The organism is Solwaraspora sp. WMMD1047, assembly GCF_029626155.1.
GTDB lineage: Bacteria > Actinomycetota > Actinomycetes > Mycobacteriales > Micromonosporaceae > WMMD1047.
The window spans coordinates 3563398-3579542 of record NZ_JARUBL010000001.1 but is presented as its reverse complement, the minus strand read 5'-3'; the positions used below and the strand labels follow the sequence as shown (position 1 = coordinate 3579542).

Below are 16145 nucleotides of genomic sequence, written 5' to 3'. Positions count from 1 at the left end.
CGGGCCGGGCGGGCCGGCGGCGTCAGGTAGGGACGGTCGCCGAGGCCAGCTCGCTGAGCGCGATCCGGTCCGGCTGGCCGGTCTTGGCGATCAGCCGGGCGACGTGCTTCTCCACCGTGCGCGGGGACAGGTGCAGCCGGTCGGCGATCTCGCGGTTGCCGAGCCGGTCGATGAGCAGTCGCAGGATCTCGTACTCGCGGACCGTCACCCCGGCCGAGCGCAACGTCGCGGGGATCTCGTCCGCGCCGTCGCGCCGCTGGGTCACCGGCACCCCGGCCCGGCGCAGCAGGGCCCGGCAGGCACTCGCCACCGCCGCCACGTCCGCGCCGTGGAAGTACTCCTCGGCCGTCCGCAACCAGCGCACCGGCTCACCCCAGCCGTCGGCCAGCGCAGCCTCGCCCACCAGCCGCAGGCCGAGGTGCCGGCTCATCTGGTACGGCTGGGCGGCCCGCAGCGCCTCGGCGAGTGCCGCCTCGGCCCGCGGGCGGTCGCCGGCCCGGCCGGCGATCACGGCGTCGGCGAAGAGCCCGAACTGCTGGTTCCAGCGCAGTCGAGCGGCCGGCGCGGCCACCGCCGCCCGGTGCCCGACCGGGTCCGCCGGCCCGTCCACGGCCGTCAACAGCAGCCGCAACCCGTACCGGCCGGAGAGCGGGAAGATGCTCGGGTTCTCCTCCTCGGCCGCGAGTGCCCTGGTCAGCTCCTCGTGCGCCCGCGGGCGGTTCTCCTCCAGCAGCGCGCAGAACGCCCGGGCCAGGCCGTACACCTTGGGCCCCTGCTGGGCCGGGTTGCCGCCCCGGCGGCGCACCTCGGCCAGCACCGACTCCATCTCCCGACGGCGGCCCTGGTGCCCGGCCGCGATCGCCCGGGTCAACTGCAGGTGCTCGACGGTCTCCAGCAGGTTCAGCCGGGTGGTGGCGGCCAGAGCGGGGTCGACGATCGCCGCCGCCCCGGCGAAGTCGCCGCGCAGCGCCACCTGCAGGGCGATGCTGGACTCGGCCTGGTAGCCGGCGGTCACCGCCCCACTGCCGGCGGCCACCTGCCGGGCCTGCTCAAGTCGGTCCAGGTCCCCGTCGCGGACCGCGTCGTCGTTGCCGAGCCGGACCAGTGAGTGGATCTCCCAGATCGGCAGCCGGTGTTCCACCGCGATCGACCGGGCCCGCTCCAGGCAGGCCGTCGCCTCGTCCGGGTCCCGCCCACGCGCCAACGCGCCGAGCAGCTGCCAGGCCTGGCAGGCCACGATCGGCAGTGGCGCCCGCTCGGCGACCGTCGCGGCCCGACGGGCCATCTGCTCGGCCCGGACGAGCTGCTCCGGGCCGGGCAGGTCGAGCAGGAGGTGCGCGGCGACCACGTCGACCGGGGCGCACTCCTGCGCCGGCGCGTCCGGACCGAGCAGCCGGCGGGCGATGTCGATCTGGGCCAGCCCGTCGGCCGTCCGGCCGGCGATGTTCGCGGCCCAGGCCAGCCTCGTGTGCAGCGCGGCCCGCCGGCGCCGGTCCAGTCCGGCGCCGAGGGCGTCCAGGGCGCCCACCGACGCGAGGGCACGCTCGATCAGACCCGCCTCGACCAGCGCGTAGAACAGCGATTCCAGCACCCCGGCCCGCGTCGTGTCGTCGTCGGCGACCAGGTCACGGGCCTGTTCCAGCAACCGGACCGCGGAATCGGCGGCACCGGCGTGCAGCGCCCGCTCGCCGGCCTCGGCGAGCAGCCGGCCCGCACCGCCCCGATCTCCGGCGTCCAGCCGCAGCAGGGCGGCGAGCTGGCACCACTCGCCCGGCAGTCCGGGATGGACGGTCGCCACCGCGTCGGCCGCGGCCAGCGCCAGTCGGGACCGTTCCGCCGGGGTGAGCAGGCCGAGCAGCGCCTCCACGGTCAACGGATGCCCGAAGGCGTACCAGTCGGGGGTCTGGTCGTCCGGAGCGACCAGTTCGGCGGCGAGGCCGCCGTGCAGGTGGCGCAGCAGTTGGCGGTCGTCCAGGCCGGTGACGGCCTGCAGCACGGTCAACGGGAACCGGCGACCCAGCACCGCCGCCACCGCCAGCAGCTCCCGCTCCGGCGGGTCCAGCCCGTCCAGCCGTTGGGCCAACCGGCGGGCGAACGCGGCCGGCACATTTGTCTGCAGCGTGCCGGTGACCCGCCAGCGGTCCCCGACGCGGATCAGCAGACCGGTGTCGATCATGCCGCTGATCAGCTCTTCGGCCAGGAACGGATTGCCGGCGCTGTTGGCCCACAGGTGTGCCGCCACCTCGTCGGGGACGATCTCGGGTCCACCACCCAGACAGGACCCGGCCAGCGTACGCAGCTCCGACTCGTCGAGTCGGTCCAGTTCGATCAGCAGACAGTCGCCGCGCTGTGCCGCGGCCTGGGCCAGGTCCAACGCCGGGCAGCTCTCGGCCCGGATGGTACCGACCAGCGCGGTCGGCTGGCTGGCCACGTTGTCCACCAGGTACTCGATCACCGCGAGCGTCTCGGCGTCGGCGTGCTGCAGGTCGTCCAGGACCAACAGACAGCCCTTGTCGCGACCGGCCAGTCCGGTCAGTCGCAGCACCCCCTCCGCGAGCACCACCAGGGAGACCGCCTCCGGGTCGGCCGCCGGTGCCCCCCACTCCGGAATGAGCCGACCCAGAATCGGCCGGTACGGGCCGAGTTCGTCGACCGGAACCAGGTCGGTGGCCCGGGTCAACGACAGCAGTGCCTCGCTGAGCGACCGGAACGGCACCATCGGTCCGATCGCGCTACCACGGCCCCGCAGCAGCGTCATCTCGGCGGTGGCCGCGAGCTGCGCCGCGACGGCGGCGAGCCGGGATCGACCGATCCCGGCTTCACCAACCAGAAATATCGTCGCGCCCTGCCCGGCCCGGGCCCGGCTCAACGTCCGCCGGAGAGTCTCCACCTCGCGGTCCCTGCCGACCATCGCCACAGCTCGGGTCCGCATGGTCCCAGACGGTACCGACGGGATTAGCGGGGAGTCTATGAACCGATCGCTACACAGTTTATGGCCGGTCAGTCGATGGCGGCGTGATCATCATGGCCGGGCCGGGCCGGGGCCGACGCCGTTAGCTGGGGTTGATGCAGCAGGTGCTGATCGGAAAGGCCTCGGCGCTTCCGGTGTCCACACCGCCGATCACGGCCGCGACGGCCAACCCGGTCAGCGCGGCCACGCCGACCCCGAACGCGACGAGCGTCCGCCGGTGGGATCCGTCGTCCTGAACCTGGTACGCCGGCTCGGTGGGCTGCTCGTTCCGCTCGGTGAGCTCCTGGTCGGACATGAGTTCCTCCTCGTGCATCGGTGACTTCACTTCCACGGGTCGGACCCGCTCATCTGGGTTTGCCGCCGGGCTGCAGCAGCAGGGCCGACGGCACCTGGTGGGCGAAGCCCAGCCGCAGCAGTCCATAGCCGATACCGGCCAGGCCGGTCAGCAGACCGGGGGTGGGCACCCCGTCCGGGGTGCCGCAGTCGAAGGCGCGGTTGTTCACCGCGTCGACGATCAGCGGTGCGCGCTGCCGGATCGCCCTCGCCGCGGCGGGCACCTGTCCGGACAGGAGGGTCAGCGCCTCGGTCACGCCCAACTCGCCCCGGTCGAGGCTGAGATCCCGGAGCACCGGGCGGCCGGTGAGCAGGCCGAGCCGGGGGACGGCCCGGCCGTCCTGGTCGGATCCGAGGCCGGCGGTACGGGCCGCCAGCACCCCGGCCAGTCCCCGACTCCAGCCGGTGCCGGCCACGTCGGCGAACTGACCGGACAGGTCCGCACGGTCAAGGGTGGACCGGCCGGCCTGCGCGTGCCGGCCGGTCGGATCGCCGTCGGCCGCGTACCGGATCAGCGCCCAACCGATGCCGGCCGTGCCGTCGGCGAAGCCGGCCGGCGCCGGGCCGGGGCCGGGCGCGCACCAGCCGTCGGTTCGGTCCGCCAGGTCGGCGAGCCGGTCGGCGCAGCGTGCCGCCAGCCGCGCGGCCGCCGGTGAGCCCGACTCGTGGTGTACTGCCGCCATCGCCGCCAGGCAGCCGGCGGTGCCGGCCGCCACCCCGGCCGGGCCGGGCGGGGTGGCGGCCACCGTGGCCAACTCCACCGCCACCTCGATCTGGTCCCGCAGTCCGGCGTCGTCGAGTAGGGCAGCCAACCGGGACAGCGCGTAGGCGATGCCGCCGAGGCCGTGGTACCCCCCGCAGCCGATCGCCGCGACCAGGTCGGGACGCCGGGCCAGTCCGGCCAGCAGCGGCGGGACGGCGCGCAGCGCGCCCAGCGCGGCGTCGCCGTAGCGGGACACTCCGGTCAGCTCGGCCAGCTGGGCGAGGAAGAGCGCCACGCCGCAGTACCCGCTGCCGAAGCCGGCGCCCATCGGCAGCACCAGCCACTGTGCGCCATCGACCAGCTCCAGACCCAGCCAGTTGATCCGGTCCCGGTTCGTCATGCTGCGGACGACGATCTGGTCGGCGATCGCGCAGGCGGCGGCGAGCAACCGGCTCGGATCGGCGCCCGAGCCGGCCGGCCGGACCTGGCGCCGCGCCGGCCCGCTGGTGCCGGTGGCCGGCCGCCGGCTGGCGAGCGTGGCGGCGAGCAGCCACTCCTGGTCGAGCCGGTCCGGGCCGCTCATCGCGGCGAGCCCGGCCCGGACCGCGCCGATGCCGGTCACCGGGAGCAGATCGGGCAGCGGCGAGCCGTCGGAGGCGAGCAGCTCGGTCTGCCCGGCGCGGGCCGAGAAGTACGGGACGTCGCCCGCCCAGAGGTCCCGGATCTCGTGCCCGGTCACCCGCCGGCGCACCGGGTGCCCGGCCGCGTCCGCCCAGAGCCGGGCCAGCAGCAGATCCCGGTCGAGACCGTCCCGCAGCACCTCGGGTCGCCTCGCGTCGGTCAGCAGGGTGGCGTACCGCTGGGTCGGCCGGACCACCACTCGGACGCTGTCGTCCGCGGCGGCCTCGACCAGATCCGTGAACTCCGACCGGCGTCGGTGGATGGCGTCGTAACCGCGCCGGAAGCCGTCCACCAGCGCGGCGCGGAAGTCGGCCGGCTCGACCGGCCGACCGTCCAGCCGCGGCCGGTTGGCCCCGCCGGCGAACGGCGCCGGCCGGTAGGTCAGCCGCATCCGGTCGGTGCCGGCGTCCGCCCAGCTGGCCGCCGAGACCGGGGCCGCCCACCGGCTGTCACCGCCGAGCCCGGAGATGTCGACCACGCCGTGCTCCGCGGCGACCATGTCGGGCAGCAGCCCGGTCCGGCGTACCGAGCCGGCCAGGGCCTGCGCCGCCGGGTCGTCGGGTACCGCCCCCGGCGGGGTCGGCGGGGTGAGGTCCGGTTGGAAGATCGTCTCGGCGTCGGTGATCACCGGCTGATCCCCGTGGGCCAGCAGGTTGCCGTGGTGGATGTCGGTGGCCCGTACGGCGTGCAGCAGGGCGAGCAGGGCGCCCTGCCGGCGGTAGAACCGCTCCGCGCCGTCCGCATCGGTAAGCGGCGTGGCCAGGACGAACTCCATCCAGCCGTAGCCGGACCGGGGGACGGTGGCGACGGTCGGCAGGTCGAGCCCCGGTTCCAGCCGGTCCAGCCAGCGGACCAGACCGTGGAACCGGACCTGGCCGGCCAGGCTGCGTGGCTTGTAGACCACCCGACGGTCGGCGGCGAAGAGCAGGAACGCCACGGTCCGGCCGCCCTGGTGCGGGTCACCCCGGCCGGTCTCCACCCCGAGTGCCGGACCCGGGTCGACCCCACCGAGCAGGTCCGCGACGATCTGCGGACGGTCGGTGGCGTACCGGTCGAGCAGTTCCAGGTGCGCCCGGACGGCACGCCGGCACGTCTGCGCCAACAGCCGGGCCAGCACCGGGTACCGCTGGCAGAGGCCGGCCAGGCCGGCCGGCGAGGCGACCTGGCGGACGAAGTCGGCGAACCGGTGCTGGGCGTCCGCGCCGGTCAGTCGGCCGGATCTGCGCCAGTCGTTCAGCTCCCCCACCAGCGTCGGGGCCGCCAACCGGACCAGGTCGGCGCTGAGCTGGGTGGCGAACCGCAGACCGAGCGCCCCAAGATCGGCCTCGGCCGGGGTCAGCCGCGCCGGCAGCCCGGCCAGCATCCGCTCCCGGGCGACCGCGACGAACGGGCGCACCGGCAGCGCGAACGCCGCGTCCCAGCTGGCCGGTACGTCCGGTGGCATCGGCAGGTCGACGCTGCGCCGCACCGCACATTCGGCCAGCTCCGCCCAGTCCGGGTAGGGCAGTCGGGCGGCGAGCCGGTCCGGGGCTTCGGCCAGCAGGCCGGCGAGGGTCACCTCGTCGATGCCACCGTCGAGCCAGCCGGCGAGGGGTTCGGTACCGTTGCCGGTCGGGTGGACGGACCGCCACCGGTCCAGCCGTTCCCGCACGTGGTCCCCGCCCGGCGGGACGACCGGACCGTCGGAGCCGACCCCGGCGATCCGCTCGTGCAGCGCCGTCCCCCGAGCCCACCAGCCCGTTGCGAGCCGGGTGGGCTCGGCCGCGGCGGCGGTCGGCTCCAACTCCACGCCGGTAGGTTGTCACGCCCCCGGCCGGCCGGTCATGGGTAGAGAGTACGCATATTTTCTCGGTCCCCCACCGCCGGTGACCGGTCGTACCGGCCGGGCGGTGACCAGCGGCGGATGCCAACCGGTCGGGACGGCGGCTCCCGCCGCACGGGGCCGGCCCGGACGGCGCCGGCCGGCCGGCGCGGAATGTGGGGGTCGGCGCGGCATGCGCCCGCCGCGCCGGCCAGCCACGCTGACCACCATCCGCACGGTGAGGAGACGCAGGTGGTCGAGGAACTCCCCGAAAGGGCTCCGGCCGGTTCGCCGCTGGTCGGCCGCACACGTCAGGTCGAACTGCTGGATGCCGCGGTACGCAGGGTCGCGGCCGGCCAGTTCGCCGTGGTGGAGATCTGCGGTGAACCGGGCGTCGGGAAGACCCGGATGCTCGCCGAGTTGGCGCACCGGGCGAAGGCGGCCGGCCTGCGGGTCTGCTCCGGTGCCGGGACCGAGTTCGAACAGTCGGTACCGTTCGCGGTCTACACCGAGGCGCTCGGTGGGCCCGTCGAGCACTCCGCCGGCCGACCTGGCGGCGACGGCGCGCTCGGCCAGTTGCCGGGCGGGCCGGTCTCGCCGGCCGACCGGTTGCGGGTGCACGCCGCGACCCGCCGCCAGCTCACCGGGTCCGCGCTGCTCCTCGACGACCTGCACTGGACCGACCAGGCGTCCCTGGACCTGACCGAGTACCTGATCCGCAAGCCACCGACACCGGCGCTGATCGCCGTCGCCTACCGCACCGCCCGACCACACCCGGGCGTGATCGACGCGATCGGGCACCTCGGTGCGGCGGGATTCCGGATGACCCTGCCGCCGCTGGACGCGATCGACCTCGCCGCCCTGCTGCCCAGGGTGCCGGCCCACCGGCGGGCGCTGATTCTGAAGATCAGCAACGGCAACCCGCTCTACATCGAGGCGCTGGCCCGGCTCGACGACGCGGCGTTGGCCGACCTCGCGCTGGACCCGGGACCGGCGACCCCGGACAGTACCGACGGTTCCCGGCGCCAGCTTCTCGGCTGGCTGGCCAGCGAGATCACCGCCCTGGACCCGCCGGCCCAGCTGGTCGCCCAGGCCGCGGCCGTGGTCGGCGAGCACGCCGCGATCGACCTGCTGGCCGAGGTGGCCCAACTGCCGGTGGATACCGTGGTGGAGGCGGTCGACCAGATGTACCGCGCCGGCCTGATCGCCACCGACGGTCCGTGGTTCCGGTTCCGCCATCCACTGCTTCGCGCCGCCGCGCACGGCCTCGCCGGCCCGGCCTGGCGGGTCGCGGCACACGGTCGGGCGGCGGACTACCTGCGCCGGCACGGCGGGTCCGTCCACGTCGTGGCGCACCACACCGAGCGCTCCGCCCGCCACGGTGACGAGCAGGCCACCGAGACTCTCGTCGAGGCCGGCTGCGCCCTGGTCGCGGTCGCGCCGGCCGAGGCGGCCCGCTGGCTCGGTGCCGCGCTGCGCATCCTGCCGGGCAGCCAGCGGTGGCGGGACCGGCGCCCCGACATCCTGCTGAACTACGCCCGCGCGCTCGGCCTCAGCGGGGACCTGCGTCGCAGCTGGGAGGTGCTGCAGGAACTGCGCGACGCCGACGGCCAGATCCGGGCCGAAGCGGTGGCCTTCAGCGCCATCGTGGCCCGGATGCGCGGCGACATCGAGGAGGCCGACGCCCTGCTGCACGCCCAGCAGGCCGGTGGATCGCTACGACCCGCGGCCGAGGGTCGGCGCCAGGTCGAACTCGCCGCGCTGGCCGCGCTGCGGGCCGACCCGAACGCCGCCATCGACCACGGCGACCAGGCGTTGCGGCTGCTCGCCGGCGGGCAGAACGAGCTGGCCGCCGCGGCCGGCGCGCTGCGCGCGTGGGGGACGCTCTCCCTCGGCCGGGCCGACACCGCCATCGAGTACGTCCGGGACGCCGCCCGGCTGGCCGACGCCGCGAGCGACCGGGCGCTGCTGCCCAGAATCGAGCTGTTCGGACCCCTGGCCTGGGTGGAGCTGCGGCTGGGCCGGGTGGCCGCCGCGACCCGGCACCTGGCCCGTGCCCGGGCCATCGCGGAGCGGATGGGCCGCAGCAGCGCTCTGCCGTACCTGCTGGTGGTCGAGGCCATGCTGGAGACCCGGCTGGGCCGGTTGCCGGCCGCGTTGCAGCGGGCCGAGGAGGCCGCGGTGGCGGCCCGGCAGATCGGTAGCACGGAGATGCAGGCGATGGCCGACGCGGTCCGGCTGCGGCCACTGACCTGGGTGGAGGGACCGACGGCCGCGATCGCCGTCGCGCGGCGGCTGACCGGCGCCGGCCGCCCGCGGTCGGGCACCTGGTCCCGGATCGCCCAGCTCGATCACGCGATCGCGCAGGCCGCCGCGGGTGCCACCGACCGCTGTCTGCCGCTGTTGGCCGACTCGGACGAACCCTGGCCGGTCGACCCCTACACCACCGTCTGCCGGCTGGCGACCCGGGCGATGGTCCTCGCGCGGGCCGGCGACCACCTCGCGGCGGCCGAGACGGCGACGCGGGCCGAGTCCGCCGCGGACGCTGCCGGTCTCGACTACGAGCGGGGTCTGGCGGTGTTCGCCGGCGCGTACGTGGCCACTCGGGCGGAGCGCCACGCCGACGCGATCGAACTGGCCGCCGTCGCCACCGCCCGGTTCGCCGGTGCCGGCGCGGCCTTCGACGAGGCGCGGTCCCGGCAGTTGGCGGCGCGAGCCCACAGCCGGTCCGGAGACGACCGGGCGGCCGCCCGGGAGTGGGATCGGGCCGTGGCCGGCTACCGGGACTGTGGCGCCGGTTGGCTGCTCGGCACGATGGGTGCGGCCGCCGGCACGAGCACCGTGCCGGACCGGCGCACCGGTCCGGCGGCCGCCGAGCCGCGCCAGACCGTCCCGGCGCCGGCCAACCCGATGCCGCCTGCCGCGCCAGCGGCGCCCGGACTGGCGGCGTCCGGGCCCGCTGCGTCCGGGCTGGCGGCGCCCGGGCGGGCGGCGTCCGGGTGGCCGCTCGACGGCAGGGCGTCCGCCGGCCGACTGGACAAGGTCGGGCCGCTGACCAGCCGCGAGCGGGAGATCGCCGATCTGGTGGCGACCGGACTGACCAACCAGGAGATCGCCTCCCGGCTCTTCCTGAGCCGGCGGACCGTCGAATCACACGTGGCCCGGATCTTCACCAAGCTGGACGTCAGGTCCCGGGTCAGCATGGCGAACCTGATCAACCGGTCGGGTTGACCGGCCGCCGGTAGCGCGATCCGCCCCGACCGCCGGCCGAGCCGTCAGCCCGCCAGTTCGACCGGCAGCGTCTCCAGGCCCCGCAGCATCGGGGTGTCCCGCCACCGCAGGCCGGCCGCCACGTCCGCCAGCCGGAGCTGCGGGAACCGGGCGAAGAGCCGACCGAGGGCCACCTCGCCCTCCAACCGGGCCAGCGCGGCGCCGAGGCAGCGGTGGGCGCCGTGCCCGAACGCCAGGTGCCCGGTCGCGCCCCGGGTCAGATCCGGCCGGTCGGGGTCGGCGAACCGGGCCGGGTCGCGATTCGCGGCGCCGATCGCCAACAGCACGAACTCGCCGGCCGGCAGGTCCACCCCGCCGAGCCGCACCGGCTCCCGGGTGAACCGGAGGGTGGCCATCGCCACCGGCGACTCCAGCCGGAGCAGCTCCTCGATGGTGGCCGGCAATCGGGTCGGGTCGGCCAGCACCCCGGCGCGCAGTCCAGGTTCCCGCAGCAGCTGGAGGGTGGCGTTGCCGATCAGGCTCACCGTGGTCTCGTGGCCGGCGATCAGCAGCAGGATCGCCATCGACAGCACCTCGTCGTGGTCGAGCCGGCCGGCGTCCTGGGCGCGGAGCAGGTCGGTGAGCAGGTCGTCCGCGGGTGCCACCCGACGCCGCGCAAGCTGCCCGGTCAGGTACTCCCGAAGCTGCGCGGTGGCCTTTGCCGCCACGCCGGGTTCACCGTGCGTCACCAGGGCGGTGGACCAGTCGCGGAAGGTCGACCGGTCGCCGGGGGGCACCCCGAGTAGGTCGCAGATGACCGCCAGCGGCAGCGGGAACGCGTACGTCCCGATCAGGTCGACCGGGCCGGTACCGGCGGCCATCGCGTCGAGCAGGTCGTCCGCCGCCCGGACGATCGCCGGCCGCAGCGCGGCGACCCGGCCGGCCGAGAACGTCCCGGTCATCACCCGGCGCAGCCGGGTGTGGTCGGGCGGGTCGCTGTTGAGCATGTGCACGATGCCGGCGCCGACGTCGACCCCGGTGACCCGCTGGTCGGCCAGCGCCTGCGCGCGCGGGCCGTCCTGGCCGAATCGCGGGTCGGCCAGCGCGGCGCGTACCTCGTGGTAGCCGGTGACCAGCCAGACCGGCAGGCCCTCCGCGGTGTGGATGAGGGTCACCGGTCCGGCGGCGCGCAGCGCCGCCAGGGTCGGGTACGGGTCGTCGGGGACGGCGGGCGCGGTCGGCTCGACGGCGGTGGTCATCGCGGCCTCCTAGACCAGCAGCGGTGGGAACGGCCAGCGGCGGATGCGCGCCGGCAGCCACCAGAGCTCCCCGTCGCGTTCCAGGGTCAGGCGGGCCTCGGCGAAGGCGGCCCGGGCGTCGGCCGGCACCGCTTCCGCCGGGACGCCCTCCCCCATCACCAGGACCGCGTCGATCCACTCCGGGTCGTCGACGGTGAACAGCTCCAGTGTGCCGAACCGGCGGTCGCGGATCTCGATGAAGTCCGGCCCGCATCGGTAGACGCACTTGGCCGGGAAGAACCGCTCCCGCCAACGGCGGGTGGTCTCGGCGGAGTCCGGGCCGCACCAGACCTGGGTCGGTGGCCAGAGGTGGCCGAGCAGTTCGGGATCGCGGCAGGCGGCCCGGCAGCGAGCCGTCCACTCGACCGCGATCCCCCAGCTCGTCAGCTCGCGGATCAGGGCCAGCGTGCCGCCGCTGCCGGCGGCGCAGAGGTCGACCGGTTCCTCGATCCGCGCGCCGCGGGCCCCGGTCCGGTAGAACTCGGCGGCCCGCCCGGCCCGGTCGGCGGGCACCCGGTGCCGGCCGAGCGCCATGCCCGGCCGGTCGCGCAGCGCCGGTTCGTGGTCGCGCCACAGTTGCACGGTGACCCCGGTCCGGTCGGTTGTCGTAGGCACGTCGCGTCTCCTCTCCGCCCGCGGGGCGGCTCGGCCGGCGGTGGTCACGACCGGACCGGCTGCCGGGCCGGTTCGTCGGCGGCCGGTCCGTGGGCCGGCCGGTGCCGGTGCTGGACCCGGAGCAGCATCTGATTGTTCGCCTCGGTGGCCACCTGGATCCAGGTCCCCGCGTCGGTGAAGACCAGGCCCAGGTCGGACCAGTCGGCCAGGATCGCGGCGACCCGCGCGGGGTCACCGCCGACCGCGGCGGTCCGCTCGGCGAGGACCGCTGGTGTCCGCGGCTGGTGCAGCAGCCGGAACAGCGCGAGCTCCAGGTCCGCGGTCAGCTCCAGCACCCGCCAGTCGTACGCGGCCCGCTGGCTGACCAGGACGATCCGGTCGCCGAGGTCGTGGTAGCCGAGCCGGCTGTCCGGGTACGCCTCGCGCCACTCGTCGAGTCGGGCGCGCAGGGTGCCCCCCAGCTCCTCGCCGATGCCCTGGGGCGGGGCGGAGAAGAGGTAGGCGAGTTCGGCCAGCTCCGACTCCGGCAGCAGGTACGTCTCGGCGTACTGCGGGGCCGGGCGGAGGTCGGCGAAACCGAGCTCCGGCCGGTTGAAGTACGGGCTGAAGCGTTCGATCGCTATCCGGCTCACCCCGACCGGCGGCGCCAGGTGGTGCAGCCGGGGCACCTGTTCGATGATGTCCAGGTAGTCCGCCGGGGTCTCGCCCGGGAAGCCGTAGAGGTAGTTCCAGGTCGTGGTGACGCCGGCGCTCTCGGCGTCCCGCAGCGCGCGCACGTTCTGGCAGCCGGAGACGCCCTTGTCCATCAGCTTCAACACGTGACTGTTGAGGCTCTCGATGCCGGGTTGCACGTAGACCGCGCCCGAGTCGGCGAGCCGCTGGAAGTGGTCGCGCCGCAGGTTCGACTTGACCTCGTACTGCATCCGCAGGTCGTAGCCGGATTCGACCAGCCGGGCCAACACCGAGTCGAAGTAACCCATGTCCAGGATGTTGTCGACGACGAAGAAGTCCAGCAGCCGGTGCCGGCGGGCCAGCTCGACCACCTCGGTGTAGAAGCGGTCCGGGCTCTTGCTGCGGAACTCCATGAACGACCCGTTGAGCCCGCAGAAGGTGCAGTGGTGCTTCTCCCCCCACCAGCAGCCCCGGGCGCCCTCGACCACCAGTCGGGGCTCCACCCAGCCGCTGGCCGCGGAGGCGTCCAGCCGGTCGAAGAAACCGTCGAAGGTGGGCGGCAGGATCTCGCCGGGCGGCAACGGTCGACGGGCCATCGGGTTGGCCACCGACGTCCCGTCCGGTTTCCGCCAGCACAGCCCGGGGATGGCCGCCAGCTCGGCGTCGACCCGGCCGTCCGGCGGCTGACCGGCGAGCGCGGTGAGCAGGTCCGGGAACGCAATCTCCCCCTCGCCCCGTACGACGTGGTCGAGGAACGGGAAGTTGCGGTGCAGGGCCGCGCCCTGCGGCCCGTCGCAGTTGGCCCCGCCGAAGACGGTACGCACGGCCGGCAGCCGCTGCTTGAGCAGTCGGGCCGCGGCCAGGCTGGCGGTGTTCTGCTGGAAGGTGGTGGTGAAGCCCACCAGGTCGGGGGCCAGGTCGGCGAGGTCGGCGACCAGGTGTTCGATGAACTCCGGGGCGAGCTGGTACAGCTCGGCGCTGAGCTCGATCTCGTCCTGGCCGGCACCCTCCCGGGCCAGCAGGTGGGCGAACCGCTCGGCGTGGCCGTCCCGCGGGTGGTAGAGCGCGCTGGAGAAGACCCAGTCGCCGGCGCCCTGGAAGTAGGACGACTCGGAGTAGAACTGGTAGCTCCCCAGGTCGAACGAGGTCCGCTTGGTGAGCCAGTCGACGAGGTCGAGGTTGGCGTACCGGACGTGCACCTCGTGGCCCTGTCGTTCGGCGGCCGTCCGGAGAATGCCGAGCGCGAGGGAGGGGATGTCGATGGGCGCCCACGGCATGTGGACGAGGACGATCCGCATGGTGCCGCACCTCCTGGGGGGCGTCGTTCCGGGGCGCCGGTCGGCGCCCCGGAACGGGCCGCATACGTGTGTTCCGGTCGGGGGTGGTAGTTCGGGGTCACCGACGGCCGGTACGGGGCTGGGCGCCCGGGTCGACGTCGGTGGCGCCGTCGCCGGTCGCCGGCGCGGGATCGACCGCGTTCAGGAAGATCCGGATCGGGACGACGAGTCCCCGGTCGCGCTCCGCGGTGGTGATCGGGTCGTTCTGGATGCTGCGTCGCTTCACAGTTTTCACCTCCCTCCCCTGTCGTGGCTGGCCACCGGCCGGCGCGCGCGGGTCAGCGCGCGCCGGCCGGTTGAGCCGGGCCCGGCAGCAGGCTCGTGGCCGGCTGCCGGGCCGGTGCGTCCGTTACCTCGATCCCGGCGCGGCGCGGCGCTCGTGGCCCGTCCGCTCCGGAGACGCTCGTTGTCGCACCGCCGAACACCGCGCGGGCGAAGTCACGCATCGCGATCAGGACCGCGACGTGGTCGGCCGCGTCCCGGCTCGCGTGACCGCCACCGGTGCGCAGCAGCCGGTACCGGGCGCCGCGGCGGCGCAGCGCGTCGGCGTACCGCTCGACCTGCGTCCAGGGACACTTCGGGTCGTCCGGGGCGGCGGCGATCAGCACCGGCGCCCGTACGTCGTCCACATAGGTCAGCGGGGAGGCGGTGCGGTACCGGTCGGGCACCTCGTCCGGGGTGCCGCCGAAGAGTTCGCGGTCCACCTCGCGCAGCGCGGGGGTACCGGTCCGGTAGGCGGCCGGGTAGTCCGCGACCGGTGCGCCGGCCAGCCCGACGTCCCACAGGTGCGGCGTCGCGCCGAGTCCGAGCAGGGTCAGGTAGCCACCCCACGAGTGACCCATCAGGCCGATCCGGCCGGGCTCGGCGACCCCGGCGCGGACGAGCTGGGCCCGGACGGCCACCAGGTCGTCGAGCTGGGCCAGGCCGACCCGGTCGGGGTCGATCCGGCGCCAGCCGGCGCCGTAGCCGGTGGATCCCCGGTAGTTGGTCCGCACCACCGCGAACCCGGCGTCGACCAGCAACTCGACCCGGGGGTCGTAGCAGTCCCGGTCGTGGCTGGCCGGCCCGCCGTGGACCAGGAACAGGGTCGGCCAGGGGCCGGGGCCGGGCGGGGTGGTCAGAAAGCTGTGGATCTGGCCGTAGCCGCGGCTGGTCGACAGATCCCGGTCCCGGGCGGCCCGGACGTCCGGGGCGCCGGCCGGGACCGGCCGCACCGGTTGGGTCGCCGAGCCGGTGGTGGTGGTGGGCAGGGTCAGGATCCGGGGCGGCTGGCCGATCCGGCTCCAGACGCAGCGCAGCGGACCGCCGGGAGCGGCGTACGTGTCGGTGATGGTGCCGGGTGGGGTCGGTACCGGGTCGACGGCGCCGCTGTCCAGCCGGACCGTACGCAGCCGGCTGCGGCCGGCCCAGTCCTGCTGCACCAGGACGGTCCGGTCTGGGCCGTACCACTGGGCGGAGATCTCCGACTGGAACGGCAACCAGTCGTGCACCCGCAGGCCGGCCGCCGGGCGCCAGGTGGCGAGGGTGTACCGCCCGCGGTCGGCGACGATCAGCAGCAGCTCCGGCTCGGCGTCCGGGTCGGGCCGGAACTCCATCGGCCAGATCGGTCGGCGCGGGTCGCCGGCGATCCGGGCCACCGGCCGTCCGGTCTGCGCGGCGACGACCGTGACGGCGTCCCGGCCGCCGGGTGCGCCGGCCAGCACGAGCAGGTCGGCTCGGGGTGCCAGGTCGATCAGGGCCTGGTAGCCGGGGGCGGACCAGACCAGCCGGCCGGTCCCGCCCGGTTCGCCGAGGTAGCACCGGCTCTCCCCGGCGATTCCCAGGCCGATGGCGGCGGTGGGTGCCGCGTCGGTCGGGTCGGCCAGTCCCGTGCCGTACATCCGGCCGGCCGGTAGGCCGGCCAGGACCGGGCGTACCGGCCCGCCGGAGAACGGCTGCCGCCGCCAGCGGCCGACGCCGTCGGGGTCGGCGTCGAACCACCAGAGGTACGCGCCGTCCGGCTCGATCTCGCACTGGTCCACACCGTGCGGCGCCGTTGTCGCCTGCCGCCTGTGTCCACTCACGACATCGCGGGTGAAGATCTGGCAGGTGCCGTCCGCGTCGCCGACCTCGACGGTCCGCTGTGGGCACCGCTGCGCGGCACGCGGGACGCTCAGCGGCGTCAACCGGTACCGACCGTGCTGCTGGTGCATGACGTCCTGCCTTCTTCCGTACCAGCCGCCGTGGCGCGGGCTGCAGACCCGCGCCACGGCCGGCCCGGATCAGTTGATGATGATGACGCGGAGGGTCTTCGACATGGTGTTCACCTCCTTCACCAGCTGGAGGAACGGGTCACCTGGTCGCCGGATGCCGGGGCTGTCACCCGCGATCGGCGGCGGCCAGCGGTCTCCCCTAGTTGTTGATGACAATGACGCGGAAGGCCTTCGACATGGTGTTCACCTCCTTCGCGGTGCCGACGCGGTAATCACATGCGCCGGCCCCGCGAACGGAGTGGTCGGTAACCGCCACCCCAGTCGCGAAGGTC

Annotated in this window: 9 protein-coding genes; 1 reads left to right on the top strand and 8 read right to left on the bottom strand. The window is 75.0% G+C overall.

Features of this window, described 5'->3' with window-relative positions; all coding sequences use genetic code 11:
- Window positions 1–22: 22 nt before the first annotated feature.
- The 3 genes from O7627_RS16180 to O7627_RS16170 form a co-directional block, all read right to left on the bottom strand.
- A complete protein-coding gene (locus O7627_RS16180) occupies window positions 23–2932 on the bottom strand; it encodes a LuxR family transcriptional regulator (protein ID WP_278094345.1) in 2910 nt (969 codons plus the stop codon).
- A gap of 121 nt (window positions 2933–3053) precedes the next feature.
- A complete protein-coding gene (locus O7627_RS16175) occupies window positions 3054–3266 on the bottom strand; it encodes a hypothetical protein (RefSeq protein ID WP_278094344.1) in 213 nt (70 codons plus the stop codon).
- A gap of 49 nt (window positions 3267–3315) precedes the next feature.
- Window positions 3316–6477 (bottom strand): type 2 lanthipeptide synthetase LanM family protein, encoded by a 3162-nt coding sequence (locus tag O7627_RS16170; protein ID WP_278094343.1) that lies wholly within the window; start codon window positions 6475–6477, stop codon window positions 3316–3318.
- Window positions 6478–6741: 264 nt separating this feature from the next.
- Between O7627_RS16170 and O7627_RS16165 the strand changes: the two genes are divergently transcribed.
- Window positions 6742–9720, top strand: coding sequence for a LuxR family transcriptional regulator (locus O7627_RS16165; protein WP_278094342.1), 2979 nt, complete (start codon window positions 6742–6744; stop codon window positions 9718–9720).
- 44 nt (window positions 9721–9764) lie between these two features.
- On the opposite strand, the gene O7627_RS16160 is transcribed toward O7627_RS16165, so the two are convergent.
- From O7627_RS16160 to O7627_RS16140, 5 genes are all read right to left on the bottom strand, one after another.
- On the bottom strand, window positions 9765–10958 hold the full coding sequence (locus O7627_RS16160; protein ID WP_278094341.1) for a cytochrome P450: 1194 nt from the start codon (window positions 10956–10958) through the stop codon (window positions 9765–9767).
- A 9-nt stretch (window positions 10959–10967) separates the two neighbouring features.
- The gene (locus O7627_RS16155; protein WP_278094340.1) at window positions 10968–11612 is read right to left on the bottom strand and encodes a DUF5825 family protein; all 645 of its coding nucleotides are present in this window, start codon (window positions 11610–11612) and stop codon (window positions 10968–10970) included.
- A gap of 44 nt (window positions 11613–11656) precedes the next feature.
- Window positions 11657–13582, bottom strand: a complete 1926-nt coding sequence (locus tag O7627_RS16150; protein WP_278094339.1) for a RiPP maturation radical SAM C-methyltransferase — start codon at window positions 13580–13582, stop codon at window positions 11657–11659.
- A gap of 97 nt (window positions 13583–13679) precedes the next feature.
- Window positions 13680–13847: a hypothetical protein gene (locus tag O7627_RS16145; protein WP_278094338.1), complete on the bottom strand. Its 168-nt coding sequence runs from the start codon at window positions 13845–13847 to the stop codon at window positions 13680–13682.
- A gap of 52 nt (window positions 13848–13899) precedes the next feature.
- Window positions 13900–15813: an alpha/beta fold hydrolase gene (locus tag O7627_RS16140; RefSeq protein WP_278094337.1), complete on the bottom strand. Its 1914-nt coding sequence runs from the start codon at window positions 15811–15813 to the stop codon at window positions 13900–13902.
- Window positions 15814–16145 lie beyond the last annotated feature (332 nt).

Bases quoted from the DNA above. Each gene is read 5' to 3' on its own strand.
- O7627_RS16180 (WP_278094345.1), bottom strand. From the start codon at position 2,932: ATGCGGACCCGAGCTGTGGCGATGGTCGGCAGGGACCGCGAGGTGGAG.
- O7627_RS16175 (WP_278094344.1), bottom strand. From the start codon at position 3,266: ATGTCCGACCAGGAGCTCACCGAGCGGAACGAGCAGCCCACCGAGCCG.
- O7627_RS16160 (WP_278094341.1), bottom strand. From the start codon at position 10,958: ATGACCACCGCCGTCGAGCCGACCGCGCCCGCCGTCCCCGACGACCCG.
- O7627_RS16150 (WP_278094339.1), bottom strand. From the start codon at position 13,582: ATGCGGATCGTCCTCGTCCACATGCCGTGGGCGCCCATCGACATCCCC.
- O7627_RS16140 (WP_278094337.1), bottom strand. From the start codon at position 15,813: ATGCACCAGCAGCACGGTCGGTACCGGTTGACGCCGCTGAGCGTCCCG.